Source organism: Streptococcus sp. HMSC061E03 (assembly GCF_001813505.1).
GTDB lineage: Bacteria > Bacillota > Bacilli > Lactobacillales > Streptococcaceae > Streptococcus.
On the sequence record NZ_KV812784.1, the window covers coordinates 1,141,775 to 1,156,508 of the forward strand.

15 protein-coding genes are annotated in these 14,734 nt (G+C 43.1%); 2 read left to right on the forward strand and 13 right to left on the reverse strand.

What is annotated here, in order from left to right; genetic code table 11:
• Positions 1 to 44 precede the first annotated feature (44 nt).
• The 6 genes from murF to HMPREF2917_RS05815 all read right to left on the reverse strand — a co-directional run bounded on the left by murF (position 45) and on the right by HMPREF2917_RS05815 (position 6,690).
• Entirely contained in the window at positions 45 to 1,412 is a 1,368-nt protein-coding gene (gene murF / locus HMPREF2917_RS05790; RefSeq protein ID WP_070589492.1) for a UDP-N-acetylmuramoyl-tripeptide--D-alanyl-D-alanine ligase, read from the reverse strand.
• Positions 1,413 to 1,686: 274 nt separating this feature from the next.
• Entirely contained in the window at positions 1,687 to 2,733 is a 1,047-nt protein-coding gene (locus tag HMPREF2917_RS05795) for a D-alanine--D-alanine ligase (protein WP_070589494.1), read from the reverse strand.
• A gap of 76 nt (positions 2,734 to 2,809) precedes the next feature.
• Complete coding sequence (gene recR / locus HMPREF2917_RS05800; RefSeq protein ID WP_049506633.1) at positions 2,810 to 3,406, reverse strand: recombination mediator RecR; 597 nt, start codon at positions 3,404 to 3,406, stop codon at positions 2,810 to 2,812.
• 10 nt (positions 3,407 to 3,416) lie between these two features.
• Entirely contained in the window at positions 3,417 to 5,468 is a 2,052-nt protein-coding gene (gene pbp2b, locus HMPREF2917_RS05805) for a penicillin-binding protein PBP2B (protein ID WP_070589496.1), read from the reverse strand.
• Between the two features lie 140 nt (positions 5,469 to 5,608).
• Positions 5,609 to 6,241, reverse strand: a complete 633-nt coding sequence (locus HMPREF2917_RS05810; protein WP_049515494.1) for a DUF421 domain-containing protein — start codon at positions 6,239 to 6,241, stop codon at positions 5,609 to 5,611.
• Positions 6,238 to 6,690: a DUF3290 family protein gene (locus HMPREF2917_RS05815; protein WP_070589498.1), complete on the reverse strand. Its 453-nt coding sequence runs from the start codon at positions 6,688 to 6,690 to the stop codon at positions 6,238 to 6,240. The genes HMPREF2917_RS05810 and HMPREF2917_RS05815 overlap by 4 nt, the downstream gene beginning before the upstream one ends.
• A 135-nt stretch (positions 6,691 to 6,825) precedes the next feature.
• On the opposite strand from HMPREF2917_RS05815, the gene HMPREF2917_RS05820 reads away from it, so the two are divergent.
• Positions 6,826 to 7,653: an exodeoxyribonuclease III gene (locus tag HMPREF2917_RS05820; RefSeq protein WP_070589500.1), complete on the forward strand. Its 828-nt coding sequence runs from the start codon at positions 6,826 to 6,828 to the stop codon at positions 7,651 to 7,653.
• Between the two features lie 11 nt (positions 7,654 to 7,664).
• Complete coding sequence (locus HMPREF2917_RS05825) at positions 7,665 to 8,051, forward strand: bleomycin resistance protein (protein WP_070589735.1); 387 nt, start codon at positions 7,665 to 7,667, stop codon at positions 8,049 to 8,051.
• 184 nt (positions 8,052 to 8,235) lie between these two features.
• On the opposite strand, the gene HMPREF2917_RS05830 is transcribed toward HMPREF2917_RS05825, so the two are convergent.
• The 7 genes from HMPREF2917_RS05830 to glmU all read right to left on the reverse strand — a co-directional run bounded on the left by HMPREF2917_RS05830 (position 8,236) and on the right by glmU (position 14,525).
• On the reverse strand, positions 8,236 to 10,203 hold the full coding sequence (locus HMPREF2917_RS05830; protein WP_070589503.1) for a peptide ABC transporter substrate-binding protein: 1,968 nt from the start codon (positions 10,201 to 10,203) through the stop codon (positions 8,236 to 8,238).
• A gap of 263 nt (positions 10,204 to 10,466) precedes the next feature.
• Entirely contained in the window at positions 10,467 to 11,090 is a 624-nt protein-coding gene (gene nth, locus HMPREF2917_RS05835; protein ID WP_070589506.1) for an endonuclease III, read from the reverse strand.
• Positions 11,091 to 11,195: 105 nt separating this feature from the next.
• Positions 11,196 to 11,504, reverse strand: coding sequence for a YjgN family protein (locus HMPREF2917_RS05840; protein ID WP_070589507.1), 309 nt, complete (start codon positions 11,502 to 11,504; stop codon positions 11,196 to 11,198).
• Positions 11,505 to 11,526: 22 nt separating this feature from the next.
• Positions 11,527 to 12,219 carry a 5'-methylthioadenosine/adenosylhomocysteine nucleosidase gene (locus HMPREF2917_RS05845; RefSeq protein WP_070589509.1) on the reverse strand — a complete coding sequence of 231 codons (693 nt, stop codon included), beginning with the start codon at positions 12,217 to 12,219 and terminating at the stop codon, positions 11,527 to 11,529.
• 24 nt (positions 12,220 to 12,243) lie between these two features.
• On the reverse strand, positions 12,244 to 12,579 hold the full coding sequence (gene macP / locus HMPREF2917_RS05850) for a cell wall synthase accessory phosphoprotein MacP (RefSeq protein ID WP_070589511.1): 336 nt from the start codon (positions 12,577 to 12,579) through the stop codon (positions 12,244 to 12,246).
• An 11-nt stretch (positions 12,580 to 12,590) separates the two neighbouring features.
• Positions 12,591 to 13,136 carry an NUDIX hydrolase gene (locus HMPREF2917_RS05855; RefSeq protein ID WP_070589513.1) on the reverse strand — a complete coding sequence of 182 codons (546 nt, stop codon included), beginning with the start codon at positions 13,134 to 13,136 and terminating at the stop codon, positions 12,591 to 12,593.
• A gap of 9 nt (positions 13,137 to 13,145) precedes the next feature.
• Positions 13,146 to 14,525: a bifunctional UDP-N-acetylglucosamine diphosphorylase/glucosamine-1-phosphate N-acetyltransferase GlmU gene (gene glmU / locus HMPREF2917_RS05860; RefSeq protein WP_070589515.1), complete on the reverse strand. Its 1,380-nt coding sequence runs from the start codon at positions 14,523 to 14,525 to the stop codon at positions 13,146 to 13,148.
• Positions 14,526 to 14,734: the final 209 nt, after the last annotated feature.

Genomic DNA, 14,734 nt, shown 5'->3' on the forward strand with positions numbered 1-14,734 from the left:
TTAGTTTATAGTAGCCTATTTTTGTATAACTTCCTTCACATTTGCTAGGCTTTTTCTAATTCCTCTACCAATTTGGCTAAATGCATGGAATTGCTTCCCTTGATGAGGATTTGGTCCTGCTCTTTTAAGCTTTCCTTGACTTGTTTGACCATGTCCTCAAACTGGTCTTCCTCAGCTGTTTTTTTGAAATAATAGACATGTCCAAGTGGGAACATCTGACTCGCTAATTGAGCCAAGCCCGCAATGTCTTGCCCATAGAAAATAACGGTATCCAAGACATCCGGCGAGAGGCTGAGGATCATTTGGTTGTGCAGATCTACAGATTGCTCCCCTAGTTCTTTCATATCTGCAAGGACGGCTAATTTTCGGCCATTTGGATTCGCAGGAATAGTCGAGAAGGTTTCTAAAATCAAGCGCATAGCCGTCGGATTAGCATTGTAGACATCGGATAAGATATCTGCTCCGTTACTGGCCTTTTTCCATTCCGTGCGGTTGCGCGTCAATTGCAAGGTAGCAAAACTATCACGAATCGCCGCTTCGCTCACTCCTTCTTGCAGGGCAACATAAGCTGCAATCATGGCATTGGTCGCATTGTATTTTCCTGTTACTGGTAGATCAATGGCTTCTTCTAAGAAATTAGCACGGAAAGTTAAGCTATCCTTTCGCTCGATTAACTCGGTAATAAAAATCTCCTCGTCTGGACCAAAGCGGACCACTTTTTGTTTTTCAGGGAGGTAGGCATTCACGATCGGATCAGCTGGAACCACCAGAAGGCCACCTTCTGGCATGCCATCCGCAATTTGGAGTTTTCCTTTTGCGATCTCGCTTCGATCTTTGAAAAATTCCAAATGGGCTTCCCCAATTAAGGTGACAATAGCAGCCTTGGGATGCGCCAGTTCTGACAAGAGATGGATATCTCCTAGATGGTCTTGCCCCATTTCAAGGACGAGTTTGTCCGTCCCTTCTGGCATATGCAAAACCGTATAAGGAAGACCAATTTCGTTATTATAGTTTCCTTGTGTTTTATAGGTCAGGTAGGTGGTGGACAAAAGCTGTGCCAACATATCTTTTGTGGTGGTTTTACCATTTGACCCCGTTACTGCAAAAACATCTACTTTTGTCTTTTGAAGATAGGTTGCAGCTAGTGTTTGAAAAGCGCTCAGCACATCTTCCACCAAAATATAAGGGTGGCCTTCGATCACTTTCTCTGAAAAAGTGGCTACGGCTCCATTTTCAAAAGCAGTCTCAATAAAGTCATGACCATCACGCGCTCCCTTTAAAGGAACAAACAGGTCTCCAGGCCCAATCAAACGACTGTCAAATTCCGGCTTGACGAGGGTCACATCTTCAAATTGGCTGATATCATTTTTTGCACGTACTAGATGAGCAACTTCATGTAATGTGAGATTCATATCCGACTCCTCAGTTCTCCGTAACGTCCTCAAAGATTTGGACGCTCCTATCAAATTCTTCTCATTATACCATATTCTAGACCACAAAAAAAGTGGCTGGGACAGAAGTCCTAGCCTCTTGATTGTTTTTGGATTGTCGAGCAAGACGCAGTGGTTGAGTGGGCTCTAATACGCTGATTTCATCAGCTTATACAGGCCTACTCAACTGTGCGGAGGTGGAACGACGAAATCGAATTCTAACGAATGACCGATTTCTGTCCCACTCTCTCTTTTCTTACAACAAATGCGCTTCGTGTTTTTGGAAGACTTCTTTTCCAAGCTCTACTAACTTGGTAATCAAATCTGTATAGTTGAGTCCCATATTGTCCCAAAGCAAGGGATACATAGACCATTGAGTAAATCCTGGCATGGTATTGAGTTCGTTTAAGAAGATCTCTCCTTTATCGGTATAGAAGAAATCACAACGCGCTAAACCTAGACCACCGATCGCACGAAAGGCTTTTTCTGCGTTGGTCCGCATGGTTTTCACAACCTCAGGGTCCAATTGAGCCGGAATCGCCATGGTAATTTTGTTGTCGATGTATTTGGCATCATAATCATAGAAGGCCACATCTTTCACAACTTCACCTGGCAAGGTACTCTTCACATCATAGTTTCCAAGCAGTCCAACTTCGATCTCACGCGCATTGACTCCTTGCTCTACCAAGACACGGCTATCGTATTTGAAGGCCAATTCGAGAGCAGTCCGAAGCTCTGTTTGGTTTTCAGATTTTGAAATCCCAACACTAGAGCCCATATTGGATGGTTTGGTAAAGACAGGATAAGAGAGAGTCGCTTCAATTGTAGCAATTTTCTCAACCACGTCATCGCCTTCCACTACAGCTACATAAGGAACTTGAGGAATTCCAGCAGACTCCAAGACCCGTTTGGTCGTGATCTTGTCCATCGCAACACTGGAAGCTAGGATGCCACAGCCGACATAAGGCATCTTCAAGACTTCTAAGAAGCCTTGAATGGAACCATCTTCTCCCATTGGTCCATGAAGAACTGGAAAGACTACTGCTCCTTCCTTGTAAATCGCAGATGGTGCCACTTTTTTAGACCAGTCCACTGTCTCATTGGTCATCAATTTCTCATCATCCGCTGGTTTCTCTTCAAAAGCTTGCGTCTGGATGAAATCTCCTGACTGCGTAATAAAGTAGGTTTGAACCGAAAATGCTTGGTAATCAATTGCGCGCATCACGCTTTCTGCTGAAAGAACAGAAACTTCACGTTCTGCACTACGTCCGCCATACAACAGGATTAAGTCTTGTTTACTCATAGTTTCTCCCTAATTGTTCCCTTGATTTCTTACTTGATAGTATACCACAATGATAGCCCTTTCGAAAGAACTTCTCTTATAATTCTGTCCGATTTTCGATCGCACGAAGCAAGGTCACTTCGTCCGCATACTCGATATCGGCTCCAACTGCTAGACCACGTGCCAAACGTGTTACTTTGATCCCTGCAGGTTTGAGCACGCGCGAGATATACATAGATGTCGCTTCCCCGTCTGCTGTTGCATTGGTCGCAATAATGACCTCTGTGACTGTTCCATCCATCAAGCGACTAATCAAACTCTTGAGATTGATGTCATCAGGTCCCACGCCATTCATGGGCGAGATCAAGCCATGTAAGACATGATAGCGGCCATGGTATTCCTGGATATTTTCCATAGCAGATACATCCCGGCTATCTTCTACAACAAGAATGAGGGATGGATCCCGCGTTTCATCTCGACAAATCTCGCAGGTTTCTTCATCGGTTAAATTGCCACAAATACTGCAATACCCCAGCTCACGCTTGGCATTGAGTAAGTTTTTGGCAAATTCATTGACATCATCATCTGACATACCAATGGTGTAAAAAGCCAGACGAGTCGCTGTTTTGATCCCAATTCCTGGCAACTTCGAATAGCTGTCAATTAATTTTGCAATAGGTGCTGGATAAAGCATAGTTTCCTTTCTAATTCATGGGGTGTTTCTGATTGTATAAGTTAATAATGTCACGCGTAATGGAATGACTAACCGTCGCTTGTAGATTGGTATTATGTGGAAAGACTACTGCTACCGCAATCTTTGGATTGTTTGACGGTGCATAAGCCACCACATTGGTATTAATGGCTTGTTTGCCTCCATCGACTGTGGTTTCGGCCGTACCGGTCTTGGCACTAATGGAGACACTAGCACCTTGTCCGACGGTTTTCCCTGTCGTCAACCCACTCGTACCATTCGCAACCTGGTAGAACCCTTGCTTGATCAAAGCCATGTCCTCCGCTGAGATATGGACCTGATTGAGCTCCTTGGTTTCGATCGCTTTTTTCAACTGACCAAGGCCCCCTTGATCATTATTGTCATAGATGCCTTCGACGACATGAGGACTCACCCGCTTCCCATCATTTGCAACGGTTGCCGCATACTGGGCCAATTGCATCGGTGTATAGTTATCAAACTGACCAAAGGCATTGGTCAAATAATTACCGACTGTATAGTCTTTTGGAATAAAACCGGTCGATTCATTGGGAAGGTCAATCCCCGTTGACGTTCCAAGACCATATTCCGCAAAAGTAGAGCGCAGTTTTTTCATAGCAGGTTCAACCTGATCCACTTGTAAGGTCATGTTTGGAGTGTAAGGCTGCCCCATCATCTTAAGGGCAATTTGGACCATATAGGTATTAGAAGAGTATTCCAAAGCTTCTACCGCATTGATGGAACGACTACCGTATTGGGTAAACCAAGAATTGATAGGAGCGGATCCTGCAAAAACAATCGGCTGATCGGTCAGAACCTGATTCCCAGAAATGGCTCCATTTTCCCATCCAGAAGTCAAGGTTGCTCCTTTGACCACAGATCCTGGAACGAAGACGTTGGTCACTGTTCCCAACGCATCTGCTGATAGATCTTGACTACCAGCCTGGTGTTTAATCCCTGCCATGGCAAGGACCTTCCCTGTATCGGGCTCCAGAGCTACGGCATAAACACCTTCAGAGTAGGTCGCATTTCCAGCTTGCAACTCTGCGCTAAAGGCGGAGCGAAGGATATCTTCCACTCCTTTTTGGAAATCCAAATCAATCGAGAGCTTGAGGTTTTCTCCTTTGGCCCCTTTTGAAACGTCGACCACTTTCTCCATGTTGCCATTTTTATCTAGGAGAATTTCTTTTTCACTGCGTTTGCCTTGAAGGACGTTTTCGTATTCCTTTTCGAGATAAGACGTACCAACCCGGTCATTGAGAGCATAACCTTTTTTGACATAGTCCTCAACCTCTTCTGCTGGAAGCCCCGCCTGCTCGGTCGATACGTTTCCAATAATAGAAGCTAAAGGAGTGTCCAAAACCTTGCGGTCCCAGCTAGTCGTGATGGCAATTCCCGGAAGGTCCTGACTGTCCGCAGCGATGGTCGCAATCTGCTCAGCTCCTAGTGCCTGTGTCGTAATGATCCCCGTCGCAAAATTCTCTACCGCATTCATCTGGCTATAGAGATAAATAATCTTTTTCTCATCATCTGTATAGCCGAGCTTTGAAGGATCAATACTATCCACTGCTGCTTGATAAATCTTGGCTTCCGGCAGGCGGTTGCCATCGGTATCAAATTTCTTTTTCTCAGGTAGGTGTTCCACGACCTCTTGGTAGACCTTGGTATTAGCTAGATAGTAATCCACTTCTTGTCGTTCAGTCACTTGAGGATTTTCTACGTCGACATACTGTAAGAGTTTCCCAGCTGTCTCTCGCATTTCTTGTGCCGTCATTTTACGATCGCGCGTAAAGGTCAGGACTTGTTTTCCCACATTTTCCACCAAGGGCTTACCAGAAGCATCATAGATTTGCCCTCGCACACTTCCTTGTTTGACCGTCTTTTTCGTAGCTTTTGCCAATTTATCCGTATAGTAGGCTTGGTGAGAGATCTGCATATAGCCAAGTCGGGCAATCAGAACCAAAAAAAGAAGGCAAATCAAACTAAACAGCAGATAGAGTCTGCGTGTTATCGAATGATTCTCAAACTTCCGTATTTTCTTCTTCATGAAATGTTCTATCCTTCTTTTCTAATCAACACTTACTTTACATTTTACTATTTTTCCAAGAGTATCTCAAGAAAAGGAAGGGACCTTTCCTGGAATTTTATGAAGAAAAAAGATTGGACATGCTCGCCCAATCTTTTTTTCTAATAAGTCACAACATTGATTTTTCCTTTGTCATACTCAGCAATGAAAATATCCAAAACGTTGTCATAGCCTTCTTTTTCCAATTCAGCTAGCAACCACTCTTCACTTTTCCCAATTGTTTCCAAAATTTCAAGCTGAACCACACCATCCGTAATGATTGGGTATTTAGGATTTTCATCCCCCGCACGGACAACGATCATTTGACCGTTTTGTTCAATGACAGCTCGTTTCACTCCCTTTAATTGGAAAATTCCTTGTGAACGCAATTTCAAGGCAACGTCTGAAGCAGAAAGTCCCTTGGATCGACAAGCTTCCGGATCAAGCTTCCCATTTTTGATAATGACAGTTGGTTTGCCATCGATCAAGTGCTTCATAAAACGGACATTGGTATTGAGCCATTTTAAGAGTAAGATCAAAATAGTCCACATCAAGAGAATCACAATGTATTGAAGAATGGTAATGGAGCTATTGTAGATGACCCCACCAATAATTCCCCCAAGAACAAAGTTCTGTATCTGGTCTACTGCAGAACTTGGTGCTAAGTTTCCTTTCCCGGTCACATTGATTACAAATACCAAGGAAATCAAGCCGATAGCTAATTTAATCAAAATGGCTAAAAAATCTACTGTCATTTGTTCACCTCCACAAGTTCCACGTCTGTTTTATACAGATCCATCTTTTCTAATAGGTAGCTATCTGGGTCAGAGCCTGCGATAGCTCGGTAATAAACCTCTCCAACCTTCAGGATCGCCCCATCTGTGGCTGCTGAAGTATTGACATAGACATCTTCTTTTTTGACATCCAACTCCTTTGAGATGACCTCAATAAAATGGAGTGAGAGTTGGAACTGATCATTATTACTTTGGCTATTTTGGAAATTGCTGATACTGATCAAGACCACTGCCACCAGAGTTAAAATGGAGATAATAGATAATTCGCGGAATTTGCTATCGTGCTTCTCCCGATAGGCTTTCACCGCAAAAAAACCAGTCAGAAGAACAAGCAAGCCAGATATCCCAATGGTCACCCAGTTTTGCTGACTGATCTGACTCAATACATAGTCATAAGAGTAAAATTTCATAATGAACTCCCTTTCTCCAAATGAATTCAAACTATTATAATGTATTTCAGGGGAGAATTCAAGGCATTCTAATCAGAAAAAAATATATTTTTTGTTATAATAAAATTATCTATCATGTCAAGAAAAGGAAATACAATGAAACTCATTTCATGGAATATCGACTCGCTTAATGCTGCATTAACTAGTGATTCAGCACGCGCCAAACTCTCTCAAGAAGTCCTCCAAACCTTGGTTTCTGAGGATGCAGATATCATTGCCATTCAAGAAACCAAGTTATCCGCCAAAGGTCCTACTAAAAAACACCTCGAAATCCTTGAGGAGCTCTTCCCTGGCTACGAAAACACCTGGCGCTCTTCTCAAGAACCGGCTCGTAAAGGCTACGCTGGAACCATGTTCCTCTATAAAAAAGAGCTCACACCAGTTGTGACTTTCCCAGAAATCGGAGCTCCTTCGACCATGGACTTGGAAGGTCGGATCATTACTTTGGAATTTGATGAATTTTTCGTGACTCAGGTCTACACACCTAACGCTGGTGATGGACTCAAACGTTTGGAAGAACGTCAAATTTGGGACGTTAAGTATGCGGAGTACTTGGCTGAACTTGATAAGCAAAAACCTGTCCTTGCTACAGGTGACTACAACGTTGCCCACAAGGAAATCGACCTTGCTAATCCAGCCAGCAACCGTCGTTCACCAGGTTTCACAGACGAAGAACGTGAAGGATTTACAAATCTTTTGGCCAAAGGATTTACAGATACCTTCCGCCATGTCCATGGTGATGTCCCAGAACGCTACACTTGGTGGGCACAACGTAGCAAGACATCAAAAATCAACAACACAGGCTGGAGAATCGACTACTGGCTCACAAGTAACCGTGTGGCAGACAAAGTTACCAAGTCAGATATGATTGACTCAGGCGCTCGCCAAGACCATACACCAATTGTATTAGAAATTGATTTGTAAGGATGGTCTTTATGAATTTCAATGCAGTTATTCCCGAGTTTATTGTATCGAATTTAGAGCAGTCCCGTTCCTTCTACTGTGATTTACTGGGTTTTACCATCGAATACGGGCGACCAGAAGAGAACTTCCTTTTCCTTTCTCTCGAAGATTGCCAGCTAATGCTAGAGGAGGGGACAGATAAAGAATTAGCTGAACTGAGCTACCCATTTGGCCAAGGAATTAACATCTCCTTTGGTATAGAGGATGTCCCTAGGCTCTATCGGAAATTGTTAGAAGCCAACTATCCTATTCATCGCCCATTAATTAAAAGAAAATTTCGTGTTGGTGAACAATATATCTATCCCCATGAATTTGCAGTTTTAGACCCAGATGGCTATTTTTTAAGATTTAGTGAATAGAATGATCATCACCCGTCTATGAGCTATACCCAAAAATCTATTTTTTTGAGTCCAGTTCAATAGCGGGTGATTGATTTATCTTTCATCTTAAAGAATGAGACAAACTAACATTCGAAACCTAAAAAAGCCGAACCCTTCTTACAGGGGCCGGCTTTTTTTGCTCATCTTCAATGAAAGATCAATTTTATTTTTTCTTCTCAATATGATCTTTGAGATCTTCTTGAGCTTTTTTATTGGATTCTGCTTTTTTCTTCAACCAATCTTCTTTGGCCTTGTTAAAGTCTTTTGCAGTAACAACATCTTTGGACATTTCAAGGTATTTGTAGAATGTTCCTGTTCCTTTTGTACCAACCCATGAAGCAGCACGGCTGTATGGCACAGTACGTTGGAGCATTGGAGCACCACCGTTTGAAACAGTTGGAAGCGTAATAGCGCTATCTGTCAGCCAAGCTTGCGCCGCTGCATATTTTTCATAGCGTTTTGCTTGATCCAACAACTCAGCATCTGCGTCTTTCAACATGTTGGCGTATTGATCCAAACCAACTGCTGCAATCGCAGGGTTGTTTGAACCAGCATCAATACCAAGGTAGTAGAAGACAGAACCATTTACAGGGCTGATACTTTCGAGGTAAGTCGATGGGTCTTGGTAGTCAGGGGCCCAACCACCGCCTGAGATATCGTAATCTCTCGCAGCAGCTGTATCACTGAAGTAGGTAATATTTTGGAAATCGTCATCCGATACCTTTTGAAGATCTACAACGACATTATCTGCACCAAGCGCTGACTCTACAGATTGTTTGAAGGAGCTTGCTTGTTGGACCATACTATTGTCCACTTGGCTGACAATGTAGTCCAAATGAATTGGGAATTGAACCCCTTGTTTTTGCAATTCAACTTTGGCTTTCGCAAATGAAGCTTTAGCTTTTTCAGGATTGTAGAGGCTTGTTTGACCGTCGTCCAAGCTTACATCCTTCCATTGATCGCCATAAGTGACCAATTGTTTTTCAACGACTTTACCAAAATCTTCTCCATTGACTTGGACATAAGTTGGTGGCACCAAGGTACTCCGAAGGGTCTTCTCAGCCGCATCAGAACCTGAGACTTGTGCCGCATAGGATTTGCGGTCAAAGGCGAAGTTCACTGCTTGACGGAAGTCCTTGTTCAAGATTGCTTTCTTGGTAGAGGCCTTTTGTTCGTCTGTTGTTTTAGCGGTATGATCATACTTCTGACGGTCCAAGTTGAATCCAAGATAGTAGGATGTTCCCAACTGCAAACCATAGACAATGTTGTCGCCAAAGTTTTTCTTGACGCTCTTATACGTTGAGCTATTTGGCATAACAGATGCAAAGGAATATTGACCTTTTTCAAAGTTCTTAATGATTGCATCTGGGTTTGATCCGTCATTAAAGGTCAATTTGACATTATCAATATGGACATTTTCCGCATCATAATAATCTTTGTTCTTGACTAATTCAATTTCAGATTTTGAGGTCAAAGATTTCAAGTAGAATGGACCATTGTATAAGATGCTGCTAGGTTTCAAAGAACCAAAGTCTTTTCCTTGAGATTTCAAGAAATCAGCGTTGACCGGGAAAAGAACACCAGAGGTTGTTTTTGAGTTCCAGAAGCTTTCTGGACGGACCAAAGTATATTGGATGGTGTAGTCATCTAAGGCTTTAACCCCAACTGTATTAAAGTCTTTGGTTTCCCCTTTTACATAGGCATCCAAACCTTTGATCGAATTTTGAATCAAGAAGAGACCTTCTGATTTCGATTCAACAGCGTGTTTGATCCCTGTCACAAAGTCTTGAGCCGTAACAGCCCCATATTCTTCTCCTTCGCTCGTATACCATTTGGCATCCTTACGAAGTTTGTAAGTATAGGTTAATCCATCTTCAGAGACAGTCCAATCTTCTGCTAGACTTGGTACAAAGTTTCCGTATCGGTCATTTTCAAGAAGACCATCGACTAGGTTACTTGTGATATCTGAAGTTGTTGTACGAGTTGCAGCGATATAATCCAAGGTATTTGGGTCGGCTGAATAGACAAATGAGTAGGTTGCTTGATTGCTACTACCACCGCTACATGCTGCTAAAAGAAAGGCACCTGCAACAGAAACTCCTGCAAGAGCTAACAGTTTTTTTGCTTTCATCACTATCTCCTTATGTTAGATTTTCTATCATTATACACTATTTCTAAAAAAAAACCAAATTTATTTTAAAAAGTTCGCTATTTCTGAATGAATATAATAAGATGTCAAGAAAAAGCATCTTGAAATCGATCTCAAAGAAGCTAGATAGGCGAGTCTAGGCGCCTACCACCACAGATTTGCAAAATTTCATCTTTCAATCCTTTTAATAAATATACGTTTACGTAAAAAAAGACCCCCGCTGGTCTGTGCGGAGGATCTCCTCTTTAATCAAAATGATAGAGCTGTGGGTACTGATCACATTCTGGATTTTTAGGATGGCAAATAGCCCGTCCAAAATAGATCATGGCCTGATGAGCTGGTAACCAGCGTTCAGGAGGCAGTACGTCCATGACCCGTTTTTCCACTTCTAATGGGGTTGCGGATTTCTTGACGATGTCATGGTGCTTGCAGATGCGCTCCACATGCGTATCGACAGCAAAGGCTGGAATCCCAAATCCTACACTCATGACGACATTTGCTGTCTTACGTCCTACTCCTGCCAGGCTTTCTAACTCTTCACGAGTCTGAGGCACCTGCCCATCAAAGTTGTCTAGCAATTGTTGGGCACATTTTTTGAGAAATTTGGCCTTATTTCGATAGAGGCCTAATTTGGAAATGTGCTTAGCGATAGCTGCTTCACTAGCTGCTGCCATGGCTTGTGGGGTTGGAAAAGCCGCAAACAAAGCTGGTGTTGCCTTATTAACTGCCGCATCTGTCGTTTGAGCAGATAGCATCACCGCTACTAATAATTCAAAATGGTTGCGAAAATCCAGACTTGGCTTGGCATCTGGAAAGAGGGCAATAATTTCTTCAATCACATGACGTGCTCGTTTTTTTGATAAGACCATAACTTCTCCTTTACGTTACTAAAATCTATTATAGCATGAAGGACCGATAGAGGTTAAAGAAATGGCTTCACAAAAAGGACTCGTCCTTGGACAAGTCCTTTTCGATTAGTCTATAAAATGAGTATGTTTGGTAACCCATTGGGTAACCTTGATATTTAACCAGAACACATAGATTCCAAATGTAATGATGGTAAAGAACCACCATTTAATCCAATTTCCAAACAACTGCATGGCTGTGCCGTCAAAGTACTGACGACGACCATCAATCACGGTATGCTTGATCTTCCAGTTATACAGTATGCACATGCCCCAAGGAGCACAAATACCAAAAGTAAATACCGTAATGAAGGTTGCTAATAAAACATGGCCAATATAGGAAAATAGGCCTCCATCAAAATACGATTCACGATACATGTTCCATCTCCCTATATTTTTTCTACACCAATCTCTTCAAGAAAGTAATCAAGGTTTGAGCAGAGCGCTCGCCAGCCTGAATGATAAATTCATCAAAAGAGATATTGGCTTCGTGATCGGCCGTATCACTCATAGCCCGAATAACCATGAAGGGACGCCCAGCTGCATGAGCGGCCTGAGCAATGGCTGCCCCTTCCATCTCAACTGCCAAAACTTCTGGGAAATGCTCCCGAATCCTTGCGACTTTTTCCTCACTCGCGATAAAGCTATCTCCAGTCGTAATGAGACCTACGTGCGTTGCAGTAGCTTCTTCTTCCAGTACTTTTTTCATTTCTGATACGAAATAGCGACTGGATTCAAAGTAAAGTGGTTGACCTGCCATTTGACCATACTTGTAACCAAAGGCTGTCACATCCACATCATGATAGGCCAATTTGTCCGCAAGGACGATATCCCCAACAGCCATTCCTGGGGCAACGGCACCTGCAGAACCCGTGTTGATAATGGCTTCCACTTTAAAATCATTGGCCAAGACTGCTACACTCATAGCAGACATGACTTTTCCAATACCACTTTCCACCAAAACGACCTCATGGCGACCAATCGATCCTGTATAGTAGACTTTTCCAAGACGCAGATGCTTTTCCCCATTTTCAAGGGCTTCAACCAGGATCTTCAACTCCTGGGGCATGGCTGCGATAATTCCAATTTTCATGTCGTTTCTCTCCTTGTGACGACCTTATAAACGCCAAATAGCAATGATCAAGGCAATGAGGAGCACAATGATCCAGAACAAAATCTTATTGAGTTTGGATTGGACCACACTTTGTTTGCGTTCTTCAATGCGACGACTCTTGGTCACTGTGGGCTCCACTTGGATCTGCACAGTATCCTGAGAATAACGCTCTTGTGGACGTTCCCTACGACTCTCTCTCATAGGACGTTCATAGCCAAATCCTCTGTGGTCTGTCCGAATAATTTTCGTCTCTTCCGCATCGACCATTTTAGGACCGGTGATGTCCTCCCCTCGCCTTGCTCGTTCAATCATTTCATCGGTTAATAAAGGTTTTCCCATCGGATCCTCCTCTATTTATTGATTAAGTCCCAATATTGGATCGCCATGATGGTCTTGGCATCACAGATTTCACCAGCTTGGATCAAATCTTTCGCTTCCTTCAAGGTCACTTCTAATAACTCCAAGGTCTCATCCGCATCTTGTGGACGTGGATTTTCCACCTTTTTCAAGTTGGTCGCACCATAAAGTTTGATCCGCTCATTACAAAATCCAATGGCTGAATAAAAATCATACAACAACTCTAGATCCGCTGTGTAACCAATTTCTTCTTCCAATTCGCGCAGAGCAGCCGCTTTAGGGTCTGCATTTTCTCCCTTTTCTAACTTCCCTGCTGGAATCTCCACCGAGGTCCGTTCAATCGCCTTGCGGTACTGCTTGACCAAGATCGTCTTTCCATCTTCTGTGATCGGCAAAACCGCTACTGCTCCGTTATGGAAGATTAAATCACGCTGCGCTTGGCCTTTTCCAGCGGGTAGTTCTACTTGATCAGTGACCACTTGGAAAATAGGTCCCTGATAAATCTCCTTGCGCTCAATGGTTTTTTCTTCAAATTGCATGAGAATCTCCTATTTATTTTTAGGATGGTGTGGCAAGCGAAGGGCATACTCTTCTTTATTCACTTGACGGCCACGACCAATCGCAATCGCATCAGCTGGTACATCCTTGGTAATGGTTGATCCAGCACCGACTAAGGAATTGTCGCCTAATTCAACTGGCGCAATAATCGTCGAATTGGAGCCGACAAAGACATTGTTTCCAATCGTTGTTTTAAACTTGTGTTGACCATCATAATTCACCGTGATGGTTCCTGCACCAAAGTTGACGTTGCTGCCGACTTGGCAGTTACCGATGTAAGTCAAATGACCAGCTTTGGTATTTTCGCCAATAGACGAACCTTTGACTTCGACAAAGTTTCCAATATGGACATCTTTGGCGAGGCTAGAACCTGGACGAATATGAGCATATGGTCCTACCGTTACGCCATCAGCTACCGTGCTCTCTTCAATCATAGAGTTAGTGATGACAGCACCTGCCCCAATTTCACTATCCACAATATAGGTACCATTGGTTAAAACTGTCTCATCCCCAATTTTTGTGTGCCCTTTTAGGGTAACATTGGCTTCGATTTGCACTTCTGGTGCGATCTCAACATCGACATCGATATAGGCCGCATCTGGATTAACGAAGCTCACTCCATTGACCATGTGGGCTTGGTTAATGCGACGACGCATGATGCCTTCTGCTGTTGCAAGGGCCACGCGGTCGTTAACCCCGAGACTTTCATCAAAATCTTTGAGCGTATAGGCCCCGACTTTTTCACCAGCCTCACGGAAAATACCGATGACATCCGTAATATAGTATTCACCTTGGGCATTGTTTGTGTTGATATTTTTCAAAGCTTCAAAGAGGCGTGCATTGTCAAAAACATACGTCCCTGTATTGATTTCCTTGATTTGCTTTTCAAAATCTGTCGCATCCTTTTGCTCGACGATTCGAAGTACTTCCGCATTGTCATTACGGACAATCCGACCATAGCCAAACGGATTAGCTGCTTCTGCTGTCAAAATGGTTGCCACATTTTTGTGGTTGATATGAAAGTCAATCAAGTGTTTGAGACTTTCACCCGTAATCAAAGGAGTATCACCTGCGATGACAAGAGTATGCCCTTCAAGACCTTCCAAGACTGGCTCTGCCATCATGACCGCATGTCCAGTTCCCAATTGTTCGGTTTGTTTGACAAACTCTGTTTGTCCAGCTAATACTTGCTCCACCAATTCCGCCTTGTGGCCCACAACCGTTACCGTCTTCTCAGGTGAGATAGCTCCAACACTACGGAAGACATGCTCCAACATAGAGATCCCAGCAACCTTGTGAAGAACCTTGGGCAGATCTGATTTCATACGGGTACCTTTCCCCGCTGCTAAAATAATGGCATAATTTGGCATAACATTTCTCTTTTCTGTACAATATCGTACTTATTATACCATTTTTCACCCCTTTTGGAAAATAAGACCCAAACCAAAAAACTCTCCAAAAAGGAGAGTCCGATTAAGATCAAATCTTCGTTGAGACTTTCCTTGGGTGAGTACGGACATCAGCGAACTTCTTCGAAGTTCCATGATTTAGTTTTGAACCTAAAGTTTCAAAACTCCCG

Coding starts and splice junctions, on each gene's coding strand:
- nth (WP_070589506.1), bottom strand. CDS start 11,090: ATGGTCTTATCAAAAAAACGAGCACGTCATGTGATTGAAGAAATTATT.
- HMPREF2917_RS05810 (WP_049515494.1), bottom strand. CDS start 6,241: ATGACAGTAGATTTTTTAGCCATTTTGATTAAATTAGCTATCGGCTTG.
- pbp2b (WP_070589496.1), bottom strand. CDS start 5,468: ATGAAGAAGAAAATACGGAAGTTTGAGAATCATTCGATAACACGCAGA.
- murF (WP_070589492.1), bottom strand. CDS start 1,412: ATGAATCTCACATTACATGAAGTTGCTCATCTAGTACGTGCAAAAAAT.
- HMPREF2917_RS05855 (WP_070589513.1), bottom strand. CDS start 13,136: ATGCAATTTGAAGAAAAAACCATTGAGCGCAAGGAGATTTATCAGGGA.
- HMPREF2917_RS05830 (WP_070589503.1), bottom strand. CDS start 10,203: ATGAAAGCAAAAAAACTGTTAGCTCTTGCAGGAGTTTCTGTTGCAGGT.
- HMPREF2917_RS05845 (WP_070589509.1), bottom strand. CDS start 12,219: ATGAAAATTGGAATTATCGCAGCCATGCCCCAGGAGTTGAAGATCCTG.
- HMPREF2917_RS05795 (WP_070589494.1), bottom strand. CDS start 2,733: ATGAGTAAACAAGACTTAATCCTGTTGTATGGCGGACGTAGTGCAGAA.
- HMPREF2917_RS05815 (WP_070589498.1), bottom strand. CDS start 6,690: ATGAAATTTTACTCTTATGACTATGTATTGAGTCAGATCAGTCAGCAA.
- recR (WP_049506633.1), bottom strand. CDS start 3,406: ATGCTTTATCCAGCACCTATTGCAAAATTAATTGACAGCTATTCGAAG.
- HMPREF2917_RS05840 (WP_070589507.1), bottom strand. CDS start 11,504: ATGTATCGTGAATCGTATTTTGATGGAGGCCTATTTTCCTATATTGGC.
- macP (WP_070589511.1), bottom strand. CDS start 12,579: ATGGGAAAACCTTTATTAACCGATGAAATGATTGAACGAGCAAGGCGA.
- HMPREF2917_RS05825 (WP_070589735.1), top strand. CDS start 7,665: ATGAATTTCAATGCAGTTATTCCCGAGTTTATTGTATCGAATTTAGAG.
- HMPREF2917_RS05820 (WP_070589500.1), top strand. CDS start 6,826: ATGAAACTCATTTCATGGAATATCGACTCGCTTAATGCTGCATTAACT.
- glmU (WP_070589515.1), bottom strand. CDS start 14,525: ATGCCAAATTATGCCATTATTTTAGCAGCGGGGAAAGGTACCCGTATG.